Here is a 23,511-nt window from a genome sequence, read left to right as displayed (position 1 = left end):
CCTACCTCCTTCCCGCTCGGGCCCTGCTCCGGAAGACGACCATCTTGTTGCTGGCCGCCGGCGGGGGCCACAACCCGGCCGCCGTCACATCGCCGGCCGCCTCGTGGGCCAGGATCGACACGATCGTCATGTCGATCTTCCGGCCGTCCTCCGGCTTGGCCAGCTTGTACCGCTTCCCCGGCCGCGGCTCCTTGTGCGTCGCCTCGATATGCGCCTGCGTGACCAGGCACCCGTCGTGAGCGAACGAGGAATCCTTCTTCGTCACATCCGTGTGCAGCCGGTCCGCGGCGGCCTGCATCTGCAACGGCCGCGACGTGTACCAGCGGATCACCCGCTTCTCCCCGTACTCGGCCGCCCACTCGTCGACCTCCGTCGACCAGTACGGCGGATCCATGTACGCGCGGACCACCACAAACCGGCGCATCAGCTCAGCCAGAGCCGCCTTGACCTCCTGACGCGGCACCTGACCGCCCCACTCCGCCGGATTCCACACCGTCGGCAGCTTCGCCCCGTCCGGCCCGTACAGCGGCGTGAACTGGAAGCCGTCCTGCGTCTCCGCCCGAAACCCGGTCCAGTCGTCCAGGTCCGAGCCGTCGAACCCGAGCACGATCGGCGTACCGTCCGGCACCTCACGAACCCTCTTGCGGGCCTTCCACAGGTCCGCGTCCATGAACTTGCCGGCACCCGCAGCCATCCGATTACCGAAGAACCGTTCCGCCTGGGCGAGGTCGCCCTTCTCGATCAGCTCCTCAGCCTCGGACTCGATCGACTCCAGCTTGATGTGCCGGGCCCCCGCATACACCGCAGCGTGGATCTTCCGCCGGTCCGCCTTCCGCTCATACTTCAGATGCTTCGGCGGCGGCCGGTGGAACTTGAAGATGTCCGGGCGCTTCGACTGGTAGGTCAGCTGCGCCTGCGACTGCTGCGTCGGATCGAACGCGTTCGTCGTCTCCTGCGAGCGGCCCTTCATGCCGGCCAGACCGCGCCGCTGTGTGTCCGCGACCCCGATCATCTTGTTCTGCCGGGTCCAGATGCCCGTCTCGTCCTGCGCCGCATACGAGATCGGGTTACCGAGCCGCGCCTGCGCCGACGACGTCACCACATCGATCCGGCCGTCCTCGCGGTCCACGATGCGGGTGAACTCCTCACCCACCCGCAGCAGATCACCGAGCGGGCCCTGCCGGATCATCGCCTTCAGCGGCCGGTAGATGTTGTCCGTCTGATCCTCGGCGAACGCCGTGATCTGGATCAGCGGCGACGGATGCCGCATCGCCATCGGCTCACCCGGCGCGTACTCGTACTCCCAGCCACACCCGCAGCCGTGATCCGAACACGCCCACCCGTCACCCCGCCCCGCCCAGCCCGCGAACACCGACGGGCCCACCGCCTCGACGCTGATCCCCGTCGCCGACCACGGGCCCTTGCCCATCTTCTGCGGCGCGATGACCTGGCTGCGGCGGTAGTGGAACGCGGTACCCAGCAGCGGATCCTCCGGGATCCACTCGGCATCCGGACGGACCCGGTAGTGGTTCAGGGTGCAGAACGCCTGCCAGTCGTACATCTCGAACGGCTGGCCGCGCTTGAAGCCGTCCGGGACGACGCAATGCGCCTCGATCCAGTCGACCGTGACGAACAGGGCAGGGAAGTCGATGACGAACTGGCCGAGCGGCTCCGGCTCAGCCCGCCGAGCCATTGATGACCTGGAAGCGGTCCCTTGCCGCCTTCCGGGCCGGCGCCGCCGCCTTCTTCGCTGCCGGCCGCTTCACCTCGGTTGCCTCAGCGATCCGCCACCGGTGCGTGTGCATGCCGGGGATCGTCAGCCCCAGGGCGTCACCGAGCTGCCGCACCAACGTGTGCAGATTCGCCCGCGCCCCAGGCTGCTCCACCTCGACCAGCCGCCGCACGTACTGCGCGACCTCCAGCTCCTGGCCGAGCCGCTCCCACATCACCGCCTGCGGCTTGCGCCACAACGTCCGCCACAACTCCAGCTCACGGTCAGCCCACCCGGCATCCTCGTGGTCGACCAGCGGCCACGCCGGCGGATCGCCCGCCCGGCCCTCGACCGGCAACACCGTCCACTCGCCATCGGACTTACGGTCCCGGCGCAGCGCATTCGGATCCGGCGGAGGACCCGACCGGGTACGCGCACCACCACTCGCCATCACTGATCATCTCCTCAGCCGCATCGCGCGACATCGGGGCGGTCGTCACATCGCGTGACGGCCCGAAGTTTTGAACCCGCCGGACCAGAGAGCCACCTCCCCGGCGGTCCTGGTCAGGGGCTTGGCGGGGGGTCACCCCCCACCCCCGGTGACGCAGAGTCACATCCGCCCGGTCGGGGGTCGGGTCCGTCGCGCTTGTCGTCGCGTCTCGCCGATCCGTTCGCTGCTGCGTCGGCGCGCACGCTGGCTCGGGTCGTGGGCGACGGGTGCTGGTGGCGGCGGTGGCCCGCCCTGCGGGCGTCGGGGTCATGCGCGGTCGCGTCGCCAGCCTCGGTTGCATGGTGCATGGGCCGGGCCGCGGTATCCGCTGCGGTCGTCCGTGTGGTCTAGGTCCCAGGGCTGCCCGGGTTGGATGCGCCTGGTGGGCATGACGCAGGTGGTGGCGTGGCAGTCGACCTGCCCGGCGTCCACCTGGGGTTGCCATCGGCGGCGTTCCCGTTCGTGTTCTGACCCGTAGCCGCGTTGCTGTCTGGTGCCGCGTGCCTGGTCGGCTTGGCGGGCGTGGGTGGTGCAGCGGCCGGTGGCGACCAGTGCGGGGCATCCTGGTGCCGGGCAGGTCTTGAGCGCTCGGGGCATGGCCACCTCCTGCTGGGTGTGCGGGCAGGCTGGTCGCCTCAGCCAGCCTGCCCGCTTTCCCCACCACCGCGTCCCGACCCTGGACGCACAACAGCCCGGCGGGATCTGAGATCGACCGTCCGGGGCTGTGGGCATAGTCCACCTGCTCAGTGGATGTGTGAAACATGATCGTACGGTCAGGCGGCGTGCGTCAACTCGACCCGCCCGGCACGCTGCCGGCCACGTCGTTCGAGCCGTGTAGCGCGTTCTACGCGGGCGGCGTCGGTGAGCCGATACCAGGTGGTTCCGCGCCCCTGGCCTGGAATGTGGCGGCCGGGCAGCATCCCGTGGAGCTTGTCGCCCGCCTTGCGGGAGCGGCGCGCCCAGTCACGGACCCGGGCGGCGTCGATGTCTGTGCCGAGGGCGGCGGCGATGTCGGCGGCCTGGCCGTAGTCGTGCCCGTCGTGGTGAATCACTCGGGCCGCCACTCGTCGCGGTAGCCGGGCCGGTCGGCGTACGGCAGGGCGAGGTACGCCACCACGCGGCCAGCCAGCCCGTCCGTGGCCGCCTCCATGCCGTCCGCGATGTATCCGGCGGCGTCGTCGAGGATGCGCCGCTTGGCGTCCACCTCGGCGAGCCGTTCACGGCACAGCCGCTCAACCTTCGGCCAGTCGTGCCAGCCCGGGATGTACTTCCCGAGCAGTTTCGGCTCCTTCAGCGCGAGGATGGTTTGCTGCGTCCAGTAGAGCAGCTCCCGGGTGCGCTCCTCGTCCTCGTCGAGCTGGGCTCGCAGCCACGTCACCAGGTCGTTCATGCTGTCACCCGCCACTCGTCGAGGTAGCCCGGTCGGTCCGCGTACGTCAACGCCAACGCCCGCACCGTGTGCTTCATCAGCTCCCACCCGTCGGGGCTGAGCTGCTCGTCGGTGGACACGTCGTACAGGTCGAGGATGCGCCGGTTCGCGGCCACGTCCCGCAGTACCCGGTCGGGGTGGTGGCGGGCGGCGTGCACGGCGAGGGCGCCGGTGTCGGCGGTGAGGACGTGGCTGGTGGAGCCTGCCTGCGGGTCGATGGCGTGGACGTCGCGGTGCATTCCGGCCCAGGTGCCGGGTGCGGCTTGGCGGGCGGCGGTGGCGATGCGCTCGTCGTCGTCGAGCTGCTGCCGCAGCCAGGCGATCAGGGCGGAGATCAGGTCGTCAGCCACGGGTCACCTGCCGCCCGAGGATGGTCTGCCGCATCCGCTCCAGGGCGTCCACGACAGGCTGCCCGTCGGCACCGTCTCGGCGGAGCACGTACCGCTGCGTCCGGGCGATGGACCGGGCGATGAGGCGGCCCGCCACCCATCGGACGGCGGGGGCGGCGAGCAGGACGATGAGGACGGCGGCGACCGTCGTGGCCCATGTCGGCCAGTTGGCGAAGTCGGGCATGAGTCGATTCTCCCTCACTGGTCGAGTCACAGGCCGATGCCGGCGGCCGGGTTCTTCCGCCACCGGTCCGTCGGTGGCGGGGTGGGTAGAAGCGACTGCGGGTTGAGCACTTCGGCGACGTCGTTCCAGTACTGCTCGCGAACGCCGAGGATCGTGGCGGGGTTGCGCTGCCGGTACAGGTCGAAGACGCCGCCCGTGTGGGCCTCGCGAACGTTGCAGGACCGGCAGAGGTAGCCCCGGATCAGCGTGGTGGCGTGGTCATGGTCGAGCACCAGGCCCTGGCCGTCGTGGCGGCCGCAGAGGGCACAGAGGTCTTCTTGCCAGGTCCGTACGGCGAGCGCACCGGTCGGTGCGCTCAGGATGAGAGCCCGGGTCGCCTCGGCGAACCCATCGCAGGCGATGTCGAGTAGCGCGGCAACGTCGAGTACCGGCCATCGCCAGCATGCCGGCTCTACCGGGTCGGTCCACGCCTGGTCGAACGGTGTGGACTGTGCTCGATGCCGGTCATAGTCGGCGCGCTCCTCGGCGGTCAGATGCTGGGCGCACACGCTCTGGCTCATGGTCGGGGGTGCGCTGCAACGACCACCCTTCCGGGTCGCGCGCCCGCAGGTTGCCCGGGTGGTCACTTCGGGGCCTCGGCGGTGGCCAGGTAGCGGCGTACGGAGGACTTCGGAATTCCGGTCTTCGCCACGATCTGAGACAGGCTGTTGCCCTGGGCGTGGAGAAGTCGGGCGTACTCGATGCGCTCCGGCGGGTGTGCCATCGGGCGGCCGACCTGGCGGCCTTGGGCCTGGGCGACGGCGCGGGCGTGCGCGGCGCGTTCGGCGGTGAAGACGCGCTCCATCTCGGCGATGAGCGCCAGCAGCAGGAACGCGATGCGGCCCATGCCGGTGGCGTTGGTGTCGATGGGCATCGGGTCGGCCAGGGAGCGGACGCCGACGCCCCGGTCGTTGAGGTCGTGCACGAGGTTGAGCACTTCACGCAGGTTCCGGCCGAGCCGGTCGAGGGTGTAGACGACGATGGTGTCGCCGGGCCGGACGTAGGCGAGCAGCTTCTTGAGTCCGTCGCGGTCGACGGTGGCGCCGGTGCGCTTGTCGACGTAGATCCGATCGACGGGGATGCCGGCTTTCTCAAGGGCGTCGATCTGCCGGTCGAGGTGTTGCTTGGTGGTGGAGACCCGGGCGTAGCCGAGTTCCATGCCGGGGGGTGGTCCGCTCACTGTGTCTCAATCCTGTTCTGTGACTCTATTGTGGTCCATCTATTCTGGCACGACTTGTGGCACAGCGGGTGGCCGGTCAGGGCGTGTCGCCGGTATCGCTGTCCGTGCCTGTGCCACATCCAACGAAGTGGCACAGGCCGAGAACGAGACTTCTGGTGGCATCAGGGTTGGGTCGGGTGCCCCCATGAGGTGCAGCCGTCCTTGTGCTTCTGCCCGGCGTCGAGGTGACCGGCGGGCAGTTTGCACACCAGCGGTTCACCGGGCGCCGGGAACACGGCGAGGCAGAGCGTGGCGGCGTCACGGAGGTGCGGGGTGCCGCGCTTGGCGGCGAGCCGACGTTGGGCGCGACTGCCGTTCGGGTCGGGTGCCGGGCCGGTGCGGAATCCTCGTACGGGGCGCGGCTGGCCGGTGGTGACTCGCTTCATCAGGTCGGTCCTCTCGAGTCGGTGGCCCGGGGCGCGTGCACACCCCGGGCCGGGAACAGGTCAGCGGTAGCCGTGACGGCGGAGACTCCGCATCGCCCGACGCTTCGTCCAGCCAGAGCCGCAGCGGCTCATGTGGTCGGGAAACGGGTTCGGCTCGGCGAGGTAGCCATTGAACGCGCTCTTGACCGCCCGCCAGTCGCCCTTTCGGATACGCCATGCCAGGGTTCGGGCCGTCACCCGCAGGTCGATGAGCGCCCAGCGGATCAGGTCCGGTCGGCGGGTGGCGATGGCGCGACGCACCCGCAGCAGGCAGGCGAGTACGCCAACCGGGTAGATGTCGACGGGGCCGGTGGTCGTGTGCTTCATGGTGCGGGTCCTCTCGGGTTAGCTGGTCTGGGTCGGCGTGGCCCCCGCGACCGCGCCGCTGATGAACGGGGCAAGGTCGGTGGTGCCGAGCCACAGCAGCAGCCGCACAAGGCCATTGGCGTCGGGTCGGTGGCCTTGGCCGATGCGGGTCAAGGTGGACGCGCTGACGCCCGCCTCGGCGGCGACGGTCCGCCACTGCATCCGGCGGCGACGGCGCTGCCGGTCGATCGCGACGTAGAGAGCGTCCGGATCGAGCGCGCTCACCGGGTACCTCCCGCGACCGCGCCGATGACGTCTGCACGCCGCCAGATGTGCGGGGCCCCCTCCACCGCGCCGGGCATCCCGCATCCGCAGCCGGGGCCGACGCAGCGGCAGTCGTCGCGGCACACCACCGGCCGATCCCCCGGCGCGCAGGCCAGCTCGAACAACAACCTGCCCCGGCAGGCGGGGCACTCCTGGCCGCTCAGGTGCCGCCACGGCGACGGCGCACCCAGACGCCGGCGGACCACCCCGTCGAGGTGCTCCAGCGCCTGGGCGGTGCGCGTAGCGGCCAGGACGCTCATGACCGGGATGGCCTGCCGTATGCGGGTCAGCGGGTCCATGCCGGGCGCGCCGGGCAGGTGGGCGGCGGCCGGGTCGAGCTGGCGGAGGATGTCGCCGAGGAGGGTGGCGTGTGGGTCGGGTCCGCCGGGTGCCCACGCACCCAGCGCGAGGTTGGCGGTGGGGTCGCCGTGGCCGCCGAGGGCGTGACGCCCGCCCCAGATGGGGCTGCGGAGCCCTGCGTCGCGGATGCTGCTGGTGCCGACGAGGGCGGTGCGGACTGCCTCCAGGGCTTGCAGCTCCAGGGCGGCGAGGGAGTCGCGGAGGGTGTCGGCGGCGGCGGTGGCGGCGAGGTGGTGCGGGGTCACGGTGCTCCCTCAGGCGGCGAGGCGGGTGGTGGCAGTCCGGCGGCTCGCCGGGCGGTGTGGTGTCCAGTGCGCGTCGAAGTCGAGCGACCAGCCGGGCCACTGGTCGCGGCGCTCGCAGGGCATGTTGACGGTGCGCGGGTCGCAGCAGCCGTGGTGGCGCTCGACGCCGTAGCTGTTGATTTCGACGCCGCCGCACATGCAGCACAGCCAGGCGGGGATGACGGTGCCGGGCGGGGTGAAGTCGGCGAGGGGGCGGGGGAGGGTGATCCAGCCGCGCTGGTGCTGCTCTGCGGTGAGGGTGTGGCGGGCACCGATGATGCGTTCGGTGGCGCGGACGTCGAGGGCGAGCTGGGTGGTGGTCACCGGTCAGCCCTCCGTCTGCTCGGCGGTCGGCTTGGGTGGCGTCCACCGCATGGCGCCGCCGCCGTCCGGGCGCGCTCCGTCGAGGGTCAGCTCCACCGAGCTGGCGACGGCGAGCACCTCGGGCAGCCCGTCCTGCTGCTCGGTCTCGCACGTCCAGCACAGCGGGTCCTGGTCGGCGGGCAGGGTGCGCGGGAACGTCTGCCCGCACTGGCGGCAGCGTCCACCGGCCCCGGCGAGTCCGGCGTCGATGACGGCACGCACGGCGGTGATGGCGATCTGCTCGGTGTGGACGGGGTCCTCGGTGAGGTGGCCCCACGCGTCGGCGAGGGCGGCCTGGACGGCGTCGATGGCCTGCTGCTCCCAGTCGGCGGGCCGGATCTCCTGTGCGGGCGCGGGCGGAACCGGGGCGGTGGCCGGGCACTGGTCGGCACGGTGCATGTGCCGCATGGTGCGGGCCTTCGACGGCGGGTGCTGGTCGCAGGTCGGGTTGGTGTGCTCGGTGTCGACGGCGCCGCACGCGGCCTTGGGGCAGGGGCAGCCGTTCTCCAGGTCGGAGGGTCCGGTGCCGCGGGTGATGTGCCAGCCGGTGGGGAGGGTGGTGGTCTGGGCGGTGCCGCCGGTGTCGAGGCCGGCCATGGCCCGGTCGATGCGCTCCAGGCTGTCGCGGATGACGGAGAGTGCGTCGAGGTGGTCGCCGCGCTGCTGCCGGAGTCCGGCGTTGACGGCGGTCAGCTCGCGGTTGGCGCGGAGTGCGCTGCGGTGGTCGTTGCGGAGTCCGTCGAGGGCACGTTGGAGGTCGGTGCACATGCGGTCGAGGCGGCCGGCTCGGGCGATCCAGTCGGCTGCGGCGGCGGGGACGGCGTCCAGGTCGGACGGCGGCGCCGGGGGCAGGGTGGGCGCGGCGGCGAGTTCGGACGGCACGTGGATGCCGAGGGTTTCGGCGGTCGCGTGGAGGATGGCGGCGTAGCGGTCCCGGTCGGTGGCGGCGAGCGCGTCGGGGCGGATCTGCTCGGTGGTCATGGTCGTCTCCGTTCAGGCGGTCGGGTCGGCGGGCTGGCACAGGCCGAGCGGGTAGCTGCCGGGGTAGGTGTCGGCGTCCAGGGCGGTTTTGGCGAGGGCGGACAGCAGGTGCGGGTCGGGTTGGTCGGCGGGCAGCCCGGACGCCTCGCCGTCGGTGGCCCACTGGTCGGCGTGTGCGGCTGCGGCGTGGATCAGGGCGGCGACCTCAGCGGCGGTCAGGTCGAGCAGCGGCAGGTGGTGCTCGCCGGCTAGCGCCACCTCGAGGCCGACGGCGGCGGCGACGTCGATGAGCGTGCCGGTGAGCACGTCGCTGCTGGCGTGCTCGATGGCGTACATCTGGGCTTTGCCGGTGCCGACGCGTTGCTGGATGTCGGGTTGGGTGAGGCCGCGGGCGATGCGGTGGGCGCGGATCTGGCGGCCGAGGGTCAGCCGTTCGGCTTGGGCGCGGTCGTTGCGGCGGGCGGACATCAGGCGGCTTCCTCGCCGCTGGTCGGGCGCAACCGGCCAGCCTCGGCGAGCAGGGTCTTGGAGTGCCGTTCGCGGGCCTCGGCGTCTTCCCACCAGGCACCGGCGGGCTGCTTGGCCTTCCCGGCGTTCCACTCGGCGACCGGCTGCATGGCGGGGTCGTACGCCGGGTTGGGTTCGGCGTCGGCCTGGCGCTGGTGCTGGCGGTGCTCACGTTCCCAGGCGACGGCGCGCGGCATGAGCGCTTCGCGGTCGCCCTCGGGGATGACCGTGCGGACCTGGCCGACGAGGGCCTGGATGTCGGCGGACCGGTCACGGAGCGGGCCGGCGTTGGCCGCGTACGCCTCGATGGCTTTCTGCTCTTCGGCTTCGCGGAGTGCCCGGCGTCGTTCCCGGTTGAGTTCGGCGGCGCGGGCGCGGATCTCGGCGACCTTGGGCAGGAAGGTGGAGCGTTGAATCATCTGGATGGCGGCGGCGCGGGCGAGGTCGAATGGCACGTCTTGCATGGCGGCGAACCACACTTCGTCGATGCCGTCGGGCTTTTCGCGGTCGTAGGCGGTGAAGATGATCGCGGTGAGGGCTTGGGCCTCTTCGTAGTTCATGCGGGCCTCGTGAGTGCGTCGCGGATGAGTGCGGCGTTGCTGCTGGTGCCGTTGCGGGCGATGGATGCTTCGGTGCGGGTGGCGCGGCGGGGCGGTAGTTCGGGGCCCTGTTGGGCGCGCACCAGGTAGTTGTCGAGCAGGGCGGGCCGGCTGGCGACGCGGTCGGTGAGCATCTGGCCGAGCGCGGCCTTGATGAGCGCGGGCGGGAAGTCCTGCTTGAGGGCTTTGGCGATGCCGGCGGCGTACCGCTTGATGATCGTGTCGGTGAGCTTCACCTGGTTGGCGGTGCAGTGGTCGATCCACTGCTTGGTGATGTGTCCGGCGTTCTCCGGTCCGGGCTCGTCGGCGACGAGTGCGAGGGTCCGGGGGGTGTCGACGATCTCGCCGTCGACGGCGTCGTCCTCGCCCGGCCGCGCAGCGGACGGAGGGGGTACGGGGCCCGGGGAATCGGGGAACGGGGAACCACTACTTACGGCCGTAACTACTCCCCGTTCCCCGGGAGTGGCGGCGCTAGGGTTCTCGGAACCCTTCGCCGAACCCTTACCGGAGGGGTTCTGAGCTGCGGATACGGCCGATTCTCGCGGTTCGGCGGGCGTTTCACCGGTCGAGGCGTCTTCCGGGCTGCGCGACCTGTCCGGGGCCTCGCCGGGAGGGTTCGGCGACCCTTCGTCGCTCTCGGCCTGACCCCCGCTGGCGGGGTTCGCTGAAGGGTCCGGGGAAGGGTTCCCGGAAGGGTTCCCGATGGCGTCGAGCATCTCGGCGACGATCCGGACCGCTTCGCCCTTCAGGTCTTCGGAGTTGGCGATGCGGCGCAACTCCACCCCGATGGCGGCCCGGACGATCGGGCTCGTCACCACCTCGAGGTGGTCCTGTGCGGCACGCAGGACGTTGGGCTGGCGGTACACCTTGTCGCGGCGGATGAACGAGCGGATGAGCAGTTCCTCGGCGTCTTCGTCGATGACGACGAAGCGGGCGGCTGCGAGGTCGAGTAGGGCCTTCTCGACGTCGGTGCGGGTGAGGCCGGCGGCGGACTTGGACCAGCGGCGTTCGCGGAGGGCGATCACGCCGTCGTGGGCCAGGTCGGGCTGGCTGATGAGGAACATGAACATGCGCTGCGCGTCGGGGGCGAGCGCGAGGAAGTCGGGGTCCGTCCAGATGCTGACGGAGAGTCGTGCTTCGGAGCGTGCCATTAGCGGCCACCTCCGAGGGTGGCGGCGGGCACGGGGAGAACGGCGCGCACAACGGCGCGGCCGGCCCATGGCATCATGTGGCCAGGGCTCCTTCCGTGTGGCTTAGCGGCTACGGATGGGGTCACAGGCCCGGGTTGCGGTGTTACCAGCACCGTCCGGGCCGTCTTCAGTTGTGCCCTGATCATACCCGATCCGCACATTCGTTCGATCACCGCCGTGCCTCTTCCGATGGGTCGTAACTGCTGCTCAGGGGTGGTGGGCCGGGCCGGGTTGACCCGGCCCACCGGCGTCAGGCGGCGATGTGGTGATCGCCGGTCCGGGCGAGGTAGGCGCGGGCGACGTTCAGGGCGTGGAAGGTGTGGCCCTCGGGGCTGTTGTCCCGCTTCTCGGCCATGCGGGCTTCGGTCTCCAGCCAGGCGGCGACGGCCAGGGCAACGGCCGGCGGCCAGCCTCCGAGGTGGGCCAGGTTGGCCTCGGACATGGACTCGCCGATTAGGTGGCCGTCGTAGCCCTGGTCTTCGGGGTGACCGTCGGAGGGGGTGGCGACGAGACCGCCGTAGCGGGCGGACTTGCCGGTGGTGAAGTAGGGGCCGGGCGATGCGGCTTCGGCGCGCTCACGGATGAGACGGGCGGCTTCGCGGATGGTGTCGGCGGTGTTCATGCTGCTCGGGTCTCCTTGGGTGCAGGTACGGGGCGGGCGGGTGTCTTGCGGGTCGGGTGCAGCTCGCGGACGGTGTCGTCGACCGGACCGAACCGCTCGGCGACGAGTGCGCGGACCAGCTCGGCGTCGATGCGCTCGGCCGGGCGAGTCACCGGTCGTCCTCTCCGATGCGGCGGAGGTGTTCGGCCTGGGCCGCGTCCTGTTCGGCGGTGTCGTGGGCCTGGTTGGGCTTGGGGCGACCGCACCGGCACGGCGGCTCGGCGTCGGTGGTGAGCGGGTCGCCCGGCACGTCCGGGTCAGGCCGGTACAGGTGGGGGCTCACCGGGGCCGCCCCAGGGCGACGGTGAGGCGGTGGATCTCGTCACGGAGCAGCGGCACGTCATCGGCGCACGCCTGAGCCAGCAGACCGGCGGTGTGCTCGTCGCCGCGGGCTCGGGCCTCCAGCAGGTCGGTGTAGCGGTCACCGATGGCGTCGAGGTCGACGTGCCTCGTCGGCGGCCCGGCCGGGGCCGGCGCGATGCCGACCCCGGGGACCAGGGCGAGCGCGGCGCTCGCCGGCTCGAACCGCTTGCAGCCGACGGCCGGGAACCCGCCGCGGCTGCCGTCGGGCCGAACCGGGTGGAAGGTCTCCATCCGTCCGCAGACGCAGCGGCGGGGCTCCCGTGGTTGACCGCCGGTGGCGGCACCCTGGTCGCGGCTCACCGGTCACCGCCCGGCTGTGCCGTCTCCGGCCACTCGTCCTCGGCGAAGCCACCAGCGGCGTCGGGGCCGGGAACGTCGACCAGCACGCCGTCGAGCACGTCGCCGCGCTGCGGTGGGATGGGGCTGCCTGATGCCGGGGCACCGGCGGCGCGTTCGGCGGCGGCCTGGGCGCGCAGCTCCTCCCGCCGATACTCGGAGCTCGACGGCACCCACTTCTCCAGCTCGTGGGCGGCGCACTTCAGCCACATCGACTCCTCCCACTTCTGCCAGGGGGAGTCCGCGCGGTCGGAGCTGCGGTTCATCTCCTTGTGCCGCATCACCTCGTCGCGGCCCATCTCGACCACGCGGGAGATACCGCCGCCGCGCATCTCGGCGAACGCGTACACCCCGACGAGGCGGCCGCGCTGTTCTGCGCTGGCGAACCGCTCGAACCGGTGGACCGGCCGGGGCATGCCCTCTTCGTAGTCGTAGAAGTCCTTTTGGCGGACGACCGCGGCACGCACCGACTGGACGGCACCGGCCCGGTAGATGCGTTCGATGACGCCCCGGTAGCCCTCCCATCCCTCGATCGAGCCCTTGATGGCGACCAGGTAGTAGGCGGGGGTGCCGGGTTCGTGGCCGAGCCGGGCGCAGTCGAGCAGTGCGGCGGTGAGCGACAGGGGGTTGGACATGGCCGCGTGGGCGAGGTCGTCGTTGCGGCGCAGGACGCCCTGGGCGAGACGAACGAACGCCTCGGCAGTCATGTGCGAGGGCAGGATGCCCTCGTAGGTGTCCTTGTAGGACTCGACGAGTCCGTACAGCTTGTCTCGCTGGGCGACGGCGTTGCTGACGGTCTGGGTCATCGGTGGGGCTCCGATCAGTGGAAGCGGACGAGGCCGCTGTTGGCGGCGAGACGGAAGGCGCGGGTCCAGTCGGCGTACTTCTCGTGGCCGTACTGGCCCCAGCTCTCGGGGCTGCGGTACGCGGCGGCGTGCTGCTCGAAGTCGGCGAGCAGATCGCGGGCGGCGTCGGGGCCGATGGAGCCCTCGTTGTCGGCGAACCAGATCAGCTCGTAGAACGGGCCGTCCGGGTGGCGCTCCGGGTTGAACTGCTCCTGGAGGTCGGCGCGCCACTGGTTGTAGCCGCCGTACGAGCCGGCCCGGAATCCGTGGCGCTCGGTCTCGGCGGTGATCTCGTAGCAGCCGCCCTCGATGAAGCGGGCACCGCCGGACGTCTTCGCGCCGAGGATGGGAATGCCTCGGAACGACTGCGGGAACGAGTCGTAGGCGAACGCCTGAACGTGCTCGTCGTAGTAGCACCAGTCGTTGAGGCCGCCGGGCTCTCCCTCGTTCCTAGCGGGGTCCTTCTCGTGCTTGCCGACGTGCTTGAGGTTGCTGTAGGCGGTGATGTCGAGTCCCATGGCTCCTACTTCTTGGCTCGGGCGGGCGTGAGGCGGTCGGTGGTGGACGTCGCGGCGTACGCCTCGGCGACCTCCGGGTGATCGGCACGGAGGCGGGTCGTGTCGATGCGGGTCGTGTCGTAGATCGAGCGGGAAGCGACCTTCACGCCGTCGTGGACGGCCACCCGGGCCGCACCCATCTCGGTGCGCAGCCGGGCCTCGAACGAGGCACACAGCCGCTCGGCGGCCTTCTTCAAGGCGCGGGCCCGCCGGTAGCCGGCGGCCGTCGCCGCACTGATCTCCGCCTCGTCGTCGACCAGGTCGGGGTGCAGCCGCTTGACGGTGGCGAGGGTCGCGGAGTGCTCGTCGACGTCCGGCGGGTCTCCGGCGTCGATGCGGGCCAGCAGCCGGCGGGCGGCTTCCCGCATGACGGTGAGGTCTTTCTCGTCGCGGCGGATCGGCCCGTACGCCCGGAACCCACCCGGCCCGAGCATGGCGAGGTGTCCCTCGTCGACGCCGAGGACGTCGATCTGCCAGAGGAGTTGGGCGCGGTAGTAGACGGGGATGTCGTCGGTGCCCGGGTCGCCCCAGCCGTCCCACGACCCGGTCCACTTGCACTCCAGGACGGCCAGGGGTGTGTCGTCTCGGTCGCGGCAGTCCCAGCACATCCCTTCCCCGATCGCAGGGTCGAGGATGATGCCCGAGCCATCGCATCCGGGGCACGCCTGGTAGATCAGCCGGTCGGGGGTGGCAAGCTGCCACGGTCGCTCCGGGTGGGCGTACAGGCCGGCCCGGACGACGGCGAGGTTCTCGTGCGGGTCGTTCTCGTCGGCCCACCACTCGGCCACCACCGGTTCGACGCGGCGGCCGTTGGACATGTACTCGTTGTCGGGCGTGTCCCAGCCGTTGACCTTGCGCCAGTACAAGCTGAACGGCGAGTCCCACGGGCTGAGGCCGAGGACGGCGGCGATCTCCGACGCCGAGATGCCCTCACGACGAAGCTTGTGCCACTCCGGGTTGCCCGGCCGGGCCTGGTCGGCGGGCAGCAGCTCGACGGCGCTCATGCCGCCACCTGCCCGCCGGTCGTGGCGGTGGCGGAGCGCAGGATCTTGCGGCGCTCACCCTCGGTCTTTCCGCCCCAGATGCCGTACGGCTCCCGGCGGTCGAGGGCGTACTCCAGGCACTCGACGCGCACCTCGCAGCCCGCGCAGATGCGCTTGGCGGGTGCCGCCGATGCGCCCTTCTCCGGGTAGAAGCTCTCCGGGTCGGTCTGGTTGCAGAGGCCGAGCTCCTGCCAGCCGCTCACCGCTCCTCCCCTTCCATGACGGTGGTGAAGATCTGGTCGACGGCGGTCAGGGCCGGGTCCGGGTCGTCGAGCTGGTCGCGCATCTCGGCGAGCACCGCCACCCGGGCCCCGTCGGGTGCGGGGACGGTCCACTGGCTGGTGCTGCGGATCGCGGCGGCGTCGAGGAGACCGGTGGCGTCACCCGGCCCGGCGGGCACGTGCTCGGTGGTGTGGGTGTGGGTCTGGTAGGCGGCGGGCGTGAGGCCGTGGGTGGCGGCGACTTCGGTGACGGTGTCGGCGCGGTGCCGGCCGATGTACTCGGCGGCGGGCTGGGTGGTGCGGCCGGTGAGCCGGCGCAGCACGGTCGTGGCGGTCATGCGAGGCTCCAGACGATCAGGGCGGCCAGCAGCCAGCCAGCGACGCCGAGGGGTAGGCCGATGAGCAGTGCGTGGCGGATGTCGCGGGGCCGGTCAGCCATGGCGCACCACCCGCAGGCGTCGCTGCCACTCGGCCAGCACCTGCTGCCGGTGCTGTCCGGTGGTGGCGATGTCGGCGGCACGCACGGAGGCGATCCAGGCGCGCAGGTGCCGGCGGTCGGCGAGGGCACCGAGGGGGATGCCGGCGAGGAGTCCGGCGGCGAGGGTGAGGATCTCCATCACACGCTCCCGAAGCCGTCGGAGACCTTGCGCTGCCACTCCTGCCACTCGGCGCAGCCGGTCTCCCGGTCGCCGGTCATGGCGTCGAGGCACTTCTCGCACTGGCCGTCCAGCAGCGCGTTGATCAGGTGCGCGGACTGGGCGTGTGAGGCCAGGAACGCCTCCCACATGCGGTGGGCCACCTTGCGCAGCTGCTCGATGTCCTCGATCTGGTCGATGGCGTACGACTTGGTGATCGGGTTGTGGACGCTCGGCCGGGGCATCTCAGGCCACCTCCCGCAGCGCCGGGTCGGTGAGCGGGGTCAGGCCGGGCGCGTGCGGCGGCAGGGTGATCACCGGGTCGGCGTACTCACCGCCCGCGACGCCCCACCAGAAGGCGCACTGGTCGTCATGGACGTCGCCGGGCAGGTGTCCGCACGGCAGGTCCGGCACGGTGATCGGCTCGGCGGTGCTGGTGGCGGGCCAGGCGGTGGGGCCACCCGGCGGGATCTGCGGCGGGTTCGGCCACGGCGACGTCATGCCGCACCACCGGTGGACTGCTGCGCCTCCAGCTCGGCGATCCGGGCCCGCAGCGCGGCCTTCTCCGGGTCCTCCGGCTCCGGGATGTACCCGTACGCCTCGACCCGCAGGAGGCCCTGCCTCACGCTGGCCCCGTGCTCGTAGAAGCCGCCGGCGGACTTGCGGGTCGACGCCGTCACCCCGAACGCGGCCGCGATGGTGTCGACGCGCCCGATGGCGGCCAGGTCCTGGCTGCCCGGGTCGGCCATCTGGATGCTGAGGTTGGCCCACGGCGGCTTGCACTCGGTGCCGGCGAGGGTGGCGACCTTGTCGGCGGCGGCCCGCAGGTCGTCGGCGAGGGTCAGCCAGTAGTCCGACTTCGGCACCACGGTGCCGTGCTCGATCACGTCGCCGTCGGCGCGCACCACCACCGTGCCCGCCGGGATGTCGATCGCCACGCTGAACTCGTCGTCAACGTCCACCGCCTCGGCGGCGAGGAACGCCCGGTGGATCTGCTCGTCCATCTGGTCGGCCGAGACGGCCAGCGGTCCGACGCCGGCCATCGGGTCGAAGGTGACGGTGTAGGTAGGCTGCTGGTGCATCTGGACTCCTTGCTTGACGTGGGTTGTCCGGGTGGAGCCCTCGGCCGGTGGTGCGGTCGGGGGCTCGTTTGCTCAGGTGAGCGGGTTGCGGTGCAGCTCCCGCTGGAGCTGCCACAGGCCGGCGGTGGCGATGAGCAGGCCCGGCCAGATGGCGGCGAGGGCGGCACGGCCGGCGGGGTGGGTGTGGGCGTCGGCCACCACGGCGGCGACCAGGCGGCGGGGCTTGGGTGCCTCCGGGTCCGGCTGGATCGGCGCTGGCGGCTGGCCCGGGTCAGGCAGTCGGGATGTCGTGGTCATGCGGCTACCTCGCTTGCGCTCGCGGCAGCCTTGCGCCGCCAGATGGCGACCTGGATCTCGGCGAGCGTCTGCGACATCTCGGCCGCTGCGGCCCGCCCGGCGTCGCTGTCGGGGTCGATCGGCTGAACCTGCGGGACCTTGGGACCGGCGGGCCGGGGCGGCGGTGCCGGAGCGGACGGCGGGTGAGTCATGCCGCCACCCGCCCAAACAGCGCCTCAACGGTGGTTTCCAGATCGTTCGCCATCCGCATGGCCAGCGGCAGGCTGACGCCCTTGCGGCCAGCGCGGATCAGCGACATGTGGGGGCGGCCAATGCCGTGGCGCTGGGCCTGGCTGGTGACCGACGTCAGTCCCTTCTTCTCAGCGAGTGCGTCGTACACCTCAATGCGAAGTCGGATCCCGTCGCCCTTGGGCAACGGTGCATCGCTCTTTTCCGTCGCTTCCATGCTGCTGACCGTAGACCGTCGCCTAAAGGCAACGCAACACCTGACGGGAAAAGTCGCCGATATCAGCTGAAGGGATGGGTGCCGCTGGACCGTGCGGATGCCTTATCGTTGCCAGCAGACAACGCCACGAAGGGAACGTCATCGATGCCTCAGCGGGTGAACGCCAAGGAAGCCGACTGGATCAGGAGACGGCGAAAGGTGATCTCAACCGTCGCCAAAGAGCAACGGCCGCCAAACTACCGTTGCCGCTGGCTGAGCGCCTACCGTGCGCCTATGGGCGACGATCCGATGCCAGTCGAGGACTGGGCCAGCTACCTCCGGCGCATGACCAAGCGCCCCGGCTGGAGTGTCGCCCGCCTCGCCCGCGAAGCCGGCATCAACAAGTCCACGATCTTCGGGTGGATGAAGGGCGACGGGGTGACGGTCGCCAGCGTCAAGGCCATCGCCAAGGCTCTGGGTGACGACGAGGCCCACGCCCTGGCCGCCGCCGGTGGAGCGCAGCGCGGCGACGCCCTCGACTCAGACCTGCGGATCATCCTGCGCCGCCTCGCCTCGCCCGACGCGAGTGAGGCAGAGCGGGCCACGATCCGCGCCACCCTGAAGTACCTGGCCGACCTCGCCGACCAGGCCGAGCGTGGCGAGGGTCGCGCCGCCAGCTGATGCCCCGCCGCCGACTCACCGCCGTACCCGACCGGCCCACCCGCGTCGTCCTCTACCGCCGCGTCTCCGCGCTCATGGGACGCGGCGGCGACGATTTCCACTCGCCCGAGGTGCAGCTGGCGGCGATGCGCCGCGCCACCCACGGCATGACCGAGGTCGCCGTCATCGACGACATCGACGTCAGCGGCCGCCATTTCAGCCGCGAGGGCATCGACCGCATCCGCCGCATGGCCGCCGCCCGGCAACTCGACGCCCTCGCCGTATTCGACGTGTCCCGCCTCGGCCGCAACGTCCGCGAATCTCTGACGTTCCTTGCCGAGCTGGCCGACCAGGGCGTCACCATCCTGTCCGCCAGCGAGCAGGTCGACACGTCCACCCCGTCCGGCCGGCTGATGCTGACCAACATGCTGGCCATCGCCGAGTACCGCTCGGACGAGATTGGCCGCGGCTGGTCGGGGGCGATCCAACGTCGCGCCGAGCTGGGCCAGCATCACGGTCGCCCTCTGGGCTACATCAGGCGCGACAAGCGGCTGGTGCCCGATCCGGTGATCGGTCCGGCGATCACCGAGGCGTACCGGCGGTACGCGGCCGGGGAGCCGATCGGAGAGGTGACCGACTACCTGGCCGGGGTCAGGGGCACCGTGATGGTCACCGCGAATGTGAAGAAGATGCTCCGCAATCCCGTCTATCTCGGGAAGGTGGTCATCGGCGGCGACGTGCTGCCCGGCGAGCATGACGCGCTCACCGACCCGGAAACGTGGGAGCGGGTGCAGCAGCGGCTGGCCGAAGAGGCCGGCACCCCGCCGAGGGCTCTGGCGGCCGGATGGGCGCTCGTCGGCCTGGTCGAGTGTCCACGTGGCCACAAGCTCCAGCGGCAGGGCGAGCGGCTCGTCTGCGGCCACGGGCGGGGCGACACGAAAGGCGGCGACTGCCCGGGGGTGGGCCGCCCGCTGATCGCCCGGGTTGAGGCGGAGGCGCTGCGGCAGGTGACGGAGTACGCGGCCCTGCTGCGTACCGACGCGGGGGCGCGGGCGTCCCGGATGGCCCGGGTCGACGCGAGTAGGGCGGACCGGGAGCGCCTGGAGCGTGACCTGGCTGATGCGCGGTCGGCGATGACGCGGCTGGCGGTCAGCCACGCGCGCAACCAGCTGCCTGACGAGGTGTACGCCGAGGCGCTCGGCGAGCTGCGCCGGGCCGAGGCGACGGCAGTGGCTGAGCTGGCCCGGCTGGCGCCGGCGGTGGACGCGCCGGACCCGGTCGACGAGGCGGCGATGGTGGATCAGCTGATGGGGCTGTGGCCGGACATGACGATGCGGGAGCGCGGCCGGGCGTTACGTTCCGTGGTGGATGCGGTGGTGGTGCGGCCGGCGGAGCGTTGGCGGCAGCCTGAGGAGCAGCGCGTGAGGGTGCGTTTCCGCTGGTAGCGGTTATGGAGCTTTGTGATCCCCCACGATGGTGACATAGGTATCGAACATCGCCCCTCCACCGGGGTTCGGGGCTCACCTGCGTGAGCCGACTCGCCACCGAGCCTGCGCCGCCGTCCGCCGTCGGTCAGCCCCGTACGGAGGATCTGTGGACAGCCACGGCCCCTGTGGACAAACGCCTGATCAAGGTCCCGGTGTGGTAGGCCCCCCGGCCCTGTCAGCCGCCCGCCCGACCGGGCAATGATCGAGACCTACCAACGTTCCGGATGACTCTCGACGGGGTAGGGATCTCCCCGACCGCGACGTCGAACGAAAGGTCAGCGATCATGAGGATGACCATCAGCCGTTGCACCCGCGTCCCCGGTGAGGTGCGGCGATGACCGCCAACCCGGCCACCGTGGCGCAGTGCCTGCGGCTCAACGCCGGCTTCTCGCAGGCCGACCGGGACTGGATCGCCGAACAGTTCGCCACCCTCGACGCCCGGCTGGCCGGCTTCCACGCCGACGCCACCGACCTGGAGCTGTCGATCAAGAACCGGGAGGCGCGGGGCCAGCGGGTCACCCTGGAGTGCCGGATCGCGGGCCGCGAGAAGATCGTCACCACCTCCTCGGAGGAGGACCTGCGCGCCGCGCTCCACGACGTCCGCGACGACCTGCGCCGCAAGCTCAACGACGCCAAGACCCGGCAGGAGCCGCGCAACAACAAACACCTGCGGGTCACCACCCCGCCGGGACCGGACACCCCGGTCGAGGGCGAGGGATTGATCGAGGCGGGGACGACGACCGACGAGAGGTGAGGGCGGTCACCCCGGCGCCTTTCGGAAACCCGAGGTGAGCCCCGTCCGTCAGCCGTGGGCGGACGGGGCTACCACCCGGTAGGTGGGGCGGCGTACCGTCGGCGATGTGGAACCGGATCTGCTGGGACCGCCGTACGAGCGGCACGTCATCGACCTGGGCAACGACGATGAGGGCCGGGTGGTCGCCACCCTGGTCCGCCGCCGGGCCGAGAGCCCGAGCCGGCGGGCCGTGCTGTACGTGCACGGCTTCGTCGACTACTTCTTCCAGACCCATGTGGCGGACTTCTTCGCCGCCCGAGGTTGGGACTTCTACGCCCTCGACCTGCGCAAGTACGGCCGCAGCCTGCTGCCGTACCAGACCCCCAACTTCTGCCGCGACCTCGGCGACTACTTCCCCGAACTGGACGCCGCTGCCGAGATCATCCGCAATGAGGACGGGCACGACACCCTGCTGACCATGGGCCACTCCACCGGCGGCCTGATCATCTCGCTCTGGGCGCACGACCGCCGCGACGCCGGCCTGGTCGACGGCATCGTCCTCAACAGCCCCTTCTTCGACCTCAACGCCCCCTGGCTGGTGCGTAGACCCCTCGCGGCCGCCGTCGCGCGCCTGGGCCGCCGGGCGCCGCAGCGCATCCTCCCGTTCAGCCTGGGCACCGTGTACGGCGAGAGCCTCCACGCCGACCATCGCGGCGAATGGCGGTACGACCTGGCCTGGAAGCCGCTGGCCGGGTTCCCCGTGCGGGCCGGCTGGGTCAACGCCGTCCGCACCGGTCAACGCCGCCTGCGGGCCGGACTCGACATCCAGGTGCCGGTGCTGCTCGCCTGCTCCACCCGTTCCTTCCGCAGCACCAAGTGGCACGAGTCGGCAACCCTGGCCGACGCCGTACTCGACGTGGAACACATGGTCCGCTGGGCCCCCCGCCTAGGCCCGCACGTCACCCTGGCCCGCTTCGACGGCGGCCTGCACGACCTGACCCTCTCCGGCCCCGCCGTACGCGAAAAGGTCTTCGCCGAGGTCGGACGCTGGGCCGACGCCTTCCTGGGCGCCGGACCGACCCCCACCCACCCCGCCGCGCCCGACCCCCGCCGCGCCACCCTTGACGACGAAACCGTGGGCGAGCCCGCGCAGGCCGACGCGACGCCCTGAACACGGCCGACAGCCCCGAGTAACCGAATGCACGACACCCCGACGCGTGCGACGCTGACCCGGCCACCCATTCCGCCACGCGGGGCCGGGGCGGCGGTACCCTTCTCGCGCGATATCACGGCGCGCCCGTAGCTCAGCGGATAGAGCAGGGGACTTCTAATCCCAAGGCCGCAGGTTCGAATCCTGCCGGGCGCACCACCATCGCACCAGTTCAGCGGCTTCCCGCTTCCCGCCGGAACGGTCACCACGTCCCCCGTACAGCCATTCGTACAGCCAAGTCATCCGAAGAGATGCTTCGCGGCCTCGTCAACGGCGGCCCGCTCGATCTCCGGCAGGACGTGGGCGTAGGTGTTCATCGTCAACCCGATCTGGCTGTGACCGAGCACCTTCATCACCGTCCAGGGCGAAGCATCCGATACGAGCAGGAACGTGGCACCATCCACGCCCTGACCGCGAGGGCAGACCGCAGACCCGCGTGAGCCGCTGGTCTAAATGGCCGCAATGGCAGAAATCCTGTGGGGCCAGGATTTCTGCCATTCTCGCCATTCAGGCCAGCACCCGGCCGTCGGCTGCTGCATTTCCCTGCTGCACTCCTGCGCCGGCCTGGTCGCGCCGTTAGCTGTCGCCACCAAAGAGGGAGAGGTAGCGGCTGAGGTAGAGGGGCCACCCAGTGTCGCTGTCGACTCCGTCTCGGACCGACTCCCAGCCAGGGCCGTGCCGGTCAAGGTGCCGGTGTTCTAGCTCGATCCGGGTCTGGTCTGGAGTCTCGGCAACGAATAGGACTTCGACCTCGCTGGTGAGGTCCGGGTCAGCTTCGACTTGCCAGGTCGGTCCGATGTCCCAGCTAAAGACGACCCGAGTCGGCGGCTCGAACGCGAGAATGCGCGCCCACCGGCATTCGCTGCCGTCGGTACCTCGGTCGTAGATGTGCCCGCCGACCTTGGGCTCGAACACGGTCGCGGCGATCGGGACCTGGAGCAGGTTGTGCTCGCGTGGCTTGAAGTCGCCGAACCGCTCGGTGAACACGGTGAAGGCCTGTTCGATCGGCGCGTTGACGACGATCTGTCGGCGGACCACCGCCGTAGCTGCTTGCGTCATGGACTCTCCTCGGTCTCTTCAACGATGTCTTGATAGCCGTCCAGCGCCCGGCGCCAGAAGGTGTCGAGCTGGTCCCGTAGAGCGGCCAACCCGACCGGACTGAGCCGGTAGACGCGGCGGGTTCCCATTGCCTGGTCAGCGACCAGGCCCGCGCTCTTGAGCACCTTGAGGTGCTGCGACACGGCTGGTCGACTGATGGGCAGCTCGTCCGCCAGCTCTCCCACGGCGCGGGGCCGCTCGGCTAGGCGCTGGACGATGGCGAGCCTGCTGGGATCGCCCAACGCCTCCCAGCCCGGGTGCACTCCGTAAGTCACCACGAACGAAAGCTACGACTTACCGATGCGGTCGTCAAGGCGAATCACTGAACGCCCTCGCCCTTTGCCCCCGTCCGGCCATCTCGTCAACCGTCGTCCACACACCGTGGAGCGGGAAGGCCCTGCCTGGGCAAGGTAAAGCACCCTACGTCTGACCGACCTTGACCAGGCAGGGCCTTCCCGCTCGGCTTCGCCTGGACGAGGGTTGATGGGATGGCCCACCATCTCAGAGATCCCGAGGCCCCGCCGGAGGCACTGCCCTTGCGCCTGATCGAACTGAACCTCGGAACTGCCATCCCTCATGGCGGCCCGGGGCTTCTTGGTATGTCGCGCCGCCGGCGGGGCTGCAACCGTTCGGGGTACGCCCGTGCGCTTGCGCTAAGGGCGCGGGGTCCCCGATCGGCGACCCATTCGGGTCGGCCCCTGGTCGGCGGCGCGAGCGGCCTGCGAAGCGGGCCGCCTTGAAGATGTACAGGAAGTTTGACGGCATCGATACCCGACACCCTGCCCGACACCCGACATCGCGTGTCCCGACACTGCGGACACCCAGCCGACGCCAAGCAGCCCGAACCAGCCCCAACCAAAGGCCAGCTTCACAGAGCGTTGCTACGCCTCGAACCCGTCAACCAGGCCAGCTGTGGAGCTATTCGTGGTGCGAAATGCCGGCCACCACGGAAAATCAGGCGCACCAGGAAAGCAGTTTGCGCAGCTAGTACGGCAGCCGCCGTTTGAGATTTCGCTGATGGGAGCGGGTAGAGGTGGCGCGGCCACCGCGTGATCGTCT

Annotated in this window: 40 protein-coding genes and 1 tRNA gene; 5 read left to right on the top strand and 36 right to left on the bottom strand. The window is 71.0% G+C overall.

Annotated features, from left to right (window positions below; genetic code table 11):
• Position 1: 1 nt before the first annotated feature.
• From ACLQ2T_RS24530 to ACLQ2T_RS24370, 33 genes are all read right to left on the bottom strand, one after another.
• Positions 2–1,693 carry a hypothetical protein gene (locus ACLQ2T_RS24530; RefSeq protein ID WP_425768719.1) on the bottom strand — a complete coding sequence of 564 codons (1,692 nt, stop codon included), beginning with the start codon at positions 1,691–1,693 and terminating at the stop codon, positions 2–4.
• Entirely contained in the window at positions 1,677–2,162 is a 486-nt protein-coding gene (locus ACLQ2T_RS24525; protein WP_425768718.1) for a hypothetical protein, read from the bottom strand. Before ACLQ2T_RS24525 ends, ACLQ2T_RS24530 begins: the two co-directional genes overlap by 17 nt.
• Positions 2,163–2,974: 812 nt before the next feature.
• Entirely contained in the window at positions 2,975–3,253 is a 279-nt protein-coding gene (locus tag ACLQ2T_RS24520) for a hypothetical protein (RefSeq protein ID WP_425768717.1), read from the bottom strand.
• The gene (locus ACLQ2T_RS24515) at positions 3,250–3,591 is read right to left on the bottom strand and encodes a DUF6221 family protein (RefSeq protein WP_425768716.1); all 342 of its coding nucleotides are present in this window, start codon (positions 3,589–3,591) and stop codon (positions 3,250–3,252) included. Before ACLQ2T_RS24515 ends, ACLQ2T_RS24520 begins: the two co-directional genes overlap by 4 nt.
• Positions 3,588–3,980 (bottom strand): DUF6221 family protein, encoded by a 393-nt coding sequence (locus tag ACLQ2T_RS24510; protein WP_425768715.1) that lies wholly within the window; start codon positions 3,978–3,980, stop codon positions 3,588–3,590. The genes ACLQ2T_RS24515 and ACLQ2T_RS24510 overlap by 4 nt, the downstream gene beginning before the upstream one ends.
• On the bottom strand, positions 3,973–4,203 hold the full coding sequence (locus tag ACLQ2T_RS24505) for a hypothetical protein (protein WP_425768714.1): 231 nt from the start codon (positions 4,201–4,203) through the stop codon (positions 3,973–3,975). Before ACLQ2T_RS24505 ends, ACLQ2T_RS24510 begins: the two co-directional genes overlap by 8 nt.
• Positions 4,204–4,229: 26 nt before the next feature.
• Positions 4,230–4,763: an endonuclease domain-containing protein gene (locus tag ACLQ2T_RS24500; RefSeq protein ID WP_425768713.1), complete on the bottom strand. Its 534-nt coding sequence runs from the start codon at positions 4,761–4,763 to the stop codon at positions 4,230–4,232.
• Positions 4,764–4,825: 62 nt separating this feature from the next.
• Positions 4,826–5,422, bottom strand: coding sequence for a recombinase family protein (locus tag ACLQ2T_RS24495; protein ID WP_425768712.1), 597 nt, complete (start codon positions 5,420–5,422; stop codon positions 4,826–4,828).
• A gap of 161 nt (positions 5,423–5,583) precedes the next feature.
• Positions 5,584–5,847 carry a hypothetical protein gene (locus ACLQ2T_RS24490; protein ID WP_425768711.1) on the bottom strand — a complete coding sequence of 88 codons (264 nt, stop codon included), beginning with the start codon at positions 5,845–5,847 and terminating at the stop codon, positions 5,584–5,586.
• Positions 5,848–5,907: 60 nt separating this feature from the next.
• Positions 5,908–6,213: a hypothetical protein gene (locus ACLQ2T_RS24485; protein WP_425768710.1), complete on the bottom strand. Its 306-nt coding sequence runs from the start codon at positions 6,211–6,213 to the stop codon at positions 5,908–5,910.
• Between the two features lie 18 nt (positions 6,214–6,231).
• A complete protein-coding gene (locus ACLQ2T_RS24480; RefSeq protein ID WP_425768709.1) occupies positions 6,232–6,477 on the bottom strand; it encodes a hypothetical protein in 246 nt (81 codons plus the stop codon).
• Positions 6,474–7,121, bottom strand: coding sequence for a hypothetical protein (locus ACLQ2T_RS24475; protein ID WP_425768708.1), 648 nt, complete (start codon positions 7,119–7,121; stop codon positions 6,474–6,476). The genes ACLQ2T_RS24480 and ACLQ2T_RS24475 overlap by 4 nt, the downstream gene beginning before the upstream one ends.
• Positions 7,122–7,130: 9 nt before the next feature.
• On the bottom strand, positions 7,131–7,484 hold the full coding sequence (locus ACLQ2T_RS24470) for a hypothetical protein (protein WP_425768707.1): 354 nt from the start codon (positions 7,482–7,484) through the stop codon (positions 7,131–7,133).
• Between the two features lie 3 nt (positions 7,485–7,487).
• The gene (locus ACLQ2T_RS24465; RefSeq protein WP_425768706.1) at positions 7,488–8,504 is read right to left on the bottom strand and encodes a hypothetical protein; all 1,017 of its coding nucleotides are present in this window, start codon (positions 8,502–8,504) and stop codon (positions 7,488–7,490) included.
• A gap of 12 nt (positions 8,505–8,516) precedes the next feature.
• Positions 8,517–8,972, bottom strand: a complete 456-nt coding sequence (locus tag ACLQ2T_RS24460) for a helix-turn-helix domain-containing protein (RefSeq protein WP_425768705.1) — start codon at positions 8,970–8,972, stop codon at positions 8,517–8,519.
• Positions 8,972–9,571: a hypothetical protein gene (locus tag ACLQ2T_RS24455; protein WP_425768704.1), complete on the bottom strand. Its 600-nt coding sequence runs from the start codon at positions 9,569–9,571 to the stop codon at positions 8,972–8,974. The genes ACLQ2T_RS24460 and ACLQ2T_RS24455 overlap by 1 nt, the downstream gene beginning before the upstream one ends.
• Positions 9,568–10,761, bottom strand: a complete 1,194-nt coding sequence (locus tag ACLQ2T_RS24450) for a hypothetical protein (RefSeq protein WP_425768703.1) — start codon at positions 10,759–10,761, stop codon at positions 9,568–9,570. Before ACLQ2T_RS24450 ends, ACLQ2T_RS24455 begins: the two co-directional genes overlap by 4 nt.
• Positions 10,762–11,050: 289 nt before the next feature.
• Positions 11,051–11,422, bottom strand: a complete 372-nt coding sequence (locus ACLQ2T_RS24445; RefSeq protein WP_425768702.1) for a hypothetical protein — start codon at positions 11,420–11,422, stop codon at positions 11,051–11,053.
• Positions 11,419–11,574 (bottom strand): hypothetical protein, encoded by a 156-nt coding sequence (locus ACLQ2T_RS24440; RefSeq protein WP_425768701.1) that lies wholly within the window; start codon positions 11,572–11,574, stop codon positions 11,419–11,421. The genes ACLQ2T_RS24445 and ACLQ2T_RS24440 overlap by 4 nt, the downstream gene beginning before the upstream one ends.
• On the bottom strand, positions 11,571–11,744 hold the full coding sequence (locus ACLQ2T_RS24435) for a hypothetical protein (RefSeq protein ID WP_425768700.1): 174 nt from the start codon (positions 11,742–11,744) through the stop codon (positions 11,571–11,573). Before ACLQ2T_RS24435 ends, ACLQ2T_RS24440 begins: the two co-directional genes overlap by 4 nt.
• Positions 11,741–12,124: a hypothetical protein gene (locus ACLQ2T_RS24430; protein ID WP_425768699.1), complete on the bottom strand. Its 384-nt coding sequence runs from the start codon at positions 12,122–12,124 to the stop codon at positions 11,741–11,743. Before ACLQ2T_RS24430 ends, ACLQ2T_RS24435 begins: the two co-directional genes overlap by 4 nt.
• Positions 12,121–12,966: a recombinase RecT gene (locus tag ACLQ2T_RS24425; RefSeq protein WP_425768698.1), complete on the bottom strand. Its 846-nt coding sequence runs from the start codon at positions 12,964–12,966 to the stop codon at positions 12,121–12,123. Before ACLQ2T_RS24425 ends, ACLQ2T_RS24430 begins: the two co-directional genes overlap by 4 nt.
• A gap of 14 nt (positions 12,967–12,980) precedes the next feature.
• Positions 12,981–13,523 (bottom strand): hypothetical protein, encoded by a 543-nt coding sequence (locus ACLQ2T_RS24420; protein ID WP_366650752.1) that lies wholly within the window; start codon positions 13,521–13,523, stop codon positions 12,981–12,983.
• Between the two features lie 5 nt (positions 13,524–13,528).
• A complete protein-coding gene (locus tag ACLQ2T_RS24415; protein WP_366650753.1) occupies positions 13,529–14,566 on the bottom strand; it encodes a YqaJ viral recombinase family protein in 1,038 nt (345 codons plus the stop codon).
• Entirely contained in the window at positions 14,563–14,808 is a 246-nt protein-coding gene (locus ACLQ2T_RS24410; RefSeq protein WP_425768697.1) for a WhiB family transcriptional regulator, read from the bottom strand. The genes ACLQ2T_RS24415 and ACLQ2T_RS24410 overlap by 4 nt, the downstream gene beginning before the upstream one ends.
• On the bottom strand, positions 14,805–15,164 hold the full coding sequence (locus ACLQ2T_RS24405; RefSeq protein ID WP_425768696.1) for a hypothetical protein: 360 nt from the start codon (positions 15,162–15,164) through the stop codon (positions 14,805–14,807). Before ACLQ2T_RS24405 ends, ACLQ2T_RS24410 begins: the two co-directional genes overlap by 4 nt.
• A gap of 93 nt (positions 15,165–15,257) precedes the next feature.
• The gene (locus tag ACLQ2T_RS24400) at positions 15,258–15,443 is read right to left on the bottom strand and encodes a hypothetical protein (RefSeq protein WP_425768695.1); all 186 of its coding nucleotides are present in this window, start codon (positions 15,441–15,443) and stop codon (positions 15,258–15,260) included.
• Positions 15,443–15,706, bottom strand: a complete 264-nt coding sequence (locus tag ACLQ2T_RS24395; protein WP_425768694.1) for a hypothetical protein — start codon at positions 15,704–15,706, stop codon at positions 15,443–15,445. Before ACLQ2T_RS24395 ends, ACLQ2T_RS24400 begins: the two co-directional genes overlap by 1 nt.
• 1 nt (position 15,707) lies before the next feature.
• On the bottom strand, positions 15,708–15,962 hold the full coding sequence (locus tag ACLQ2T_RS24390; protein WP_425768693.1) for a hypothetical protein: 255 nt from the start codon (positions 15,960–15,962) through the stop codon (positions 15,708–15,710).
• The gene (locus ACLQ2T_RS24385; RefSeq protein ID WP_425768692.1) at positions 15,959–16,543 is read right to left on the bottom strand and encodes a hypothetical protein; all 585 of its coding nucleotides are present in this window, start codon (positions 16,541–16,543) and stop codon (positions 15,959–15,961) included. The genes ACLQ2T_RS24390 and ACLQ2T_RS24385 overlap by 4 nt, the downstream gene beginning before the upstream one ends.
• 72 nt (positions 16,544–16,615) lie before the next feature.
• Positions 16,616–16,840 (bottom strand): hypothetical protein, encoded by a 225-nt coding sequence (locus ACLQ2T_RS24380; protein WP_425768691.1) that lies wholly within the window; start codon positions 16,838–16,840, stop codon positions 16,616–16,618.
• A complete protein-coding gene (locus tag ACLQ2T_RS24375) occupies positions 16,837–17,031 on the bottom strand; it encodes a hypothetical protein (protein WP_425768690.1) in 195 nt (64 codons plus the stop codon). The genes ACLQ2T_RS24380 and ACLQ2T_RS24375 overlap by 4 nt, the downstream gene beginning before the upstream one ends.
• Positions 17,028–17,285 carry a hypothetical protein gene (locus tag ACLQ2T_RS24370; RefSeq protein ID WP_425768689.1) on the bottom strand — a complete coding sequence of 86 codons (258 nt, stop codon included), beginning with the start codon at positions 17,283–17,285 and terminating at the stop codon, positions 17,028–17,030. Before ACLQ2T_RS24370 ends, ACLQ2T_RS24375 begins: the two co-directional genes overlap by 4 nt.
• Before the next feature lie 273 nt (positions 17,286–17,558).
• Between ACLQ2T_RS24370 and ACLQ2T_RS24365 the strand changes: the two genes are divergently transcribed.
• The 5 genes from ACLQ2T_RS24365 to ACLQ2T_RS24345 all read left to right on the top strand — a co-directional run bounded on the left by ACLQ2T_RS24365 (position 17,559) and on the right by ACLQ2T_RS24345 (position 21,513).
• Positions 17,559–17,945 (top strand): helix-turn-helix domain-containing protein, encoded by a 387-nt coding sequence (locus tag ACLQ2T_RS24365; RefSeq protein ID WP_425768688.1) that lies wholly within the window; start codon positions 17,559–17,561, stop codon positions 17,943–17,945.
• Positions 17,945–19,369: a recombinase family protein gene (locus ACLQ2T_RS24360; protein WP_425768687.1), complete on the top strand. Its 1,425-nt coding sequence runs from the start codon at positions 17,945–17,947 to the stop codon at positions 19,367–19,369. Before ACLQ2T_RS24365 ends, ACLQ2T_RS24360 begins: the two co-directional genes overlap by 1 nt.
• Before the next feature lie 376 nt (positions 19,370–19,745).
• A complete protein-coding gene (locus ACLQ2T_RS24355; RefSeq protein ID WP_425768686.1) occupies positions 19,746–20,165 on the top strand; it encodes an HPF/RaiA family ribosome-associated protein in 420 nt (139 codons plus the stop codon).
• A 106-nt stretch (positions 20,166–20,271) separates the two neighbouring features.
• Positions 20,272–21,315: an alpha/beta hydrolase gene (locus tag ACLQ2T_RS24350; protein ID WP_425768805.1), complete on the top strand. Its 1,044-nt coding sequence runs from the start codon at positions 20,272–20,274 to the stop codon at positions 21,313–21,315.
• A 122-nt stretch (positions 21,316–21,437) separates the two neighbouring features.
• Positions 21,438–21,513 (top strand) — tRNA-Arg (locus tag ACLQ2T_RS24345).
• Between the two features lie 80 nt (positions 21,514–21,593).
• On the opposite strand, the gene ACLQ2T_RS24340 is transcribed toward ACLQ2T_RS24345, so the two are convergent.
• From ACLQ2T_RS24340 to ACLQ2T_RS24330, 3 genes are all read right to left on the bottom strand, one after another.
• The gene (locus ACLQ2T_RS24340) at positions 21,594–21,758 is read right to left on the bottom strand and encodes a hypothetical protein (protein ID WP_425768685.1); all 165 of its coding nucleotides are present in this window, start codon (positions 21,756–21,758) and stop codon (positions 21,594–21,596) included.
• 172 nt (positions 21,759–21,930) lie between these two features.
• Complete coding sequence (locus ACLQ2T_RS24335) at positions 21,931–22,413, bottom strand: SRPBCC family protein (RefSeq protein WP_425768684.1); 483 nt, start codon at positions 22,411–22,413, stop codon at positions 21,931–21,933.
• On the bottom strand, positions 22,410–22,730 hold the full coding sequence (locus tag ACLQ2T_RS24330; protein ID WP_425768683.1) for an ArsR/SmtB family transcription factor: 321 nt from the start codon (positions 22,728–22,730) through the stop codon (positions 22,410–22,412). The genes ACLQ2T_RS24335 and ACLQ2T_RS24330 overlap by 4 nt, the downstream gene beginning before the upstream one ends.
• Between the last annotated feature and the right edge of the window lie 781 nt (positions 22,731–23,511).

This window comes from Micromonospora sp. DT229 (assembly GCF_049844505.1).
Lineage (GTDB): Bacteria > Actinomycetota > Actinomycetes > Mycobacteriales > Micromonosporaceae > Micromonospora.
The sequence above is the reverse complement of the archived record's forward strand: the minus strand, read 5'-3'. Positions and strand labels throughout refer to the sequence as shown.

Bases quoted from the DNA above. Each gene is read 5' to 3' on its own strand.
- ACLQ2T_RS24530 (WP_425768719.1), bottom strand. From the start codon at position 1,693: ATGGCTCGGCGGGCTGAGCCGGAGCCGCTCGGCCAGTTCGTCATCGAC.
- ACLQ2T_RS24525 (WP_425768718.1), bottom strand. From the start codon at position 2,162: ATGGCGAGTGGTGGTGCGCGTACCCGGTCGGGTCCTCCGCCGGATCCG.
- ACLQ2T_RS24515 (WP_425768716.1), bottom strand. From the start codon at position 3,591: ATGAACGACCTGGTGACGTGGCTGCGAGCCCAGCTCGACGAGGACGAG.
- ACLQ2T_RS24505 (WP_425768714.1), bottom strand. From the start codon at position 4,203: ATGCCCGACTTCGCCAACTGGCCGACATGGGCCACGACGGTCGCCGCC.
- ACLQ2T_RS24500 (WP_425768713.1), bottom strand. From the start codon at position 4,763: ATGAGCCAGAGCGTGTGCGCCCAGCATCTGACCGCCGAGGAGCGCGCC.
- ACLQ2T_RS24490 (WP_425768711.1), bottom strand. From the start codon at position 5,847: ATGAAGCGAGTCACCACCGGCCAGCCGCGCCCCGTACGAGGATTCCGC.
- ACLQ2T_RS24485 (WP_425768710.1), bottom strand. From the start codon at position 6,213: ATGAAGCACACGACCACCGGCCCCGTCGACATCTACCCGGTTGGCGTA.
- ACLQ2T_RS24465 (WP_425768706.1), bottom strand. From the start codon at position 8,504: ATGACCACCGAGCAGATCCGCCCCGACGCGCTCGCCGCCACCGACCGG.
- ACLQ2T_RS24460 (WP_425768705.1), bottom strand. From the start codon at position 8,972: ATGTCCGCCCGCCGCAACGACCGCGCCCAAGCCGAACGGCTGACCCTC.
- ACLQ2T_RS24455 (WP_425768704.1), bottom strand. From the start codon at position 9,571: ATGAACTACGAAGAGGCCCAAGCCCTCACCGCGATCATCTTCACCGCC.
- ACLQ2T_RS24450 (WP_425768703.1), bottom strand. From the start codon at position 10,761: ATGGCACGCTCCGAAGCACGACTCTCCGTCAGCATCTGGACGGACCCC.
- ACLQ2T_RS24445 (WP_425768702.1), bottom strand. From the start codon at position 11,422: ATGAACACCGCCGACACCATCCGCGAAGCCGCCCGTCTCATCCGTGAG.
- ACLQ2T_RS24425 (WP_425768698.1), bottom strand. From the start codon at position 12,966: ATGACCCAGACCGTCAGCAACGCCGTCGCCCAGCGAGACAAGCTGTAC.
- ACLQ2T_RS24420 (WP_366650752.1), bottom strand. From the start codon at position 13,523: ATGGGACTCGACATCACCGCCTACAGCAACCTCAAGCACGTCGGCAAG.
- ACLQ2T_RS24415 (WP_366650753.1), bottom strand. From the start codon at position 14,566: ATGAGCGCCGTCGAGCTGCTGCCCGCCGACCAGGCCCGGCCGGGCAAC.
- ACLQ2T_RS24405 (WP_425768696.1), bottom strand. From the start codon at position 15,164: ATGACCGCCACGACCGTGCTGCGCCGGCTCACCGGCCGCACCACCCAG.
- ACLQ2T_RS24400 (WP_425768695.1), bottom strand. From the start codon at position 15,443: ATGGAGATCCTCACCCTCGCCGCCGGACTCCTCGCCGGCATCCCCCTC.
- ACLQ2T_RS24395 (WP_425768694.1), bottom strand. From the start codon at position 15,706: ATGCCCCGGCCGAGCGTCCACAACCCGATCACCAAGTCGTACGCCATC.
- ACLQ2T_RS24390 (WP_425768693.1), bottom strand. From the start codon at position 15,962: ATGACGTCGCCGTGGCCGAACCCGCCGCAGATCCCGCCGGGTGGCCCC.
- ACLQ2T_RS24385 (WP_425768692.1), bottom strand. From the start codon at position 16,543: ATGCACCAGCAGCCTACCTACACCGTCACCTTCGACCCGATGGCCGGC.
- ACLQ2T_RS24380 (WP_425768691.1), bottom strand. From the start codon at position 16,840: ATGACCACGACATCCCGACTGCCTGACCCGGGCCAGCCGCCAGCGCCG.
- ACLQ2T_RS24375 (WP_425768690.1), bottom strand. From the start codon at position 17,031: ATGACTCACCCGCCGTCCGCTCCGGCACCGCCGCCCCGGCCCGCCGGT.
- ACLQ2T_RS24370 (WP_425768689.1), bottom strand. From the start codon at position 17,285: ATGGAAGCGACGGAAAAGAGCGATGCACCGTTGCCCAAGGGCGACGGG.
- ACLQ2T_RS24365 (WP_425768688.1), top strand. From the start codon at position 17,559: ATGGGCGACGATCCGATGCCAGTCGAGGACTGGGCCAGCTACCTCCGG.
- ACLQ2T_RS24360 (WP_425768687.1), top strand. From the start codon at position 17,945: ATGCCCCGCCGCCGACTCACCGCCGTACCCGACCGGCCCACCCGCGTC.
- ACLQ2T_RS24355 (WP_425768686.1), top strand. From the start codon at position 19,746: ATGACCGCCAACCCGGCCACCGTGGCGCAGTGCCTGCGGCTCAACGCC.
- ACLQ2T_RS24335 (WP_425768684.1), bottom strand. From the start codon at position 22,413: ATGACGCAAGCAGCTACGGCGGTGGTCCGCCGACAGATCGTCGTCAAC.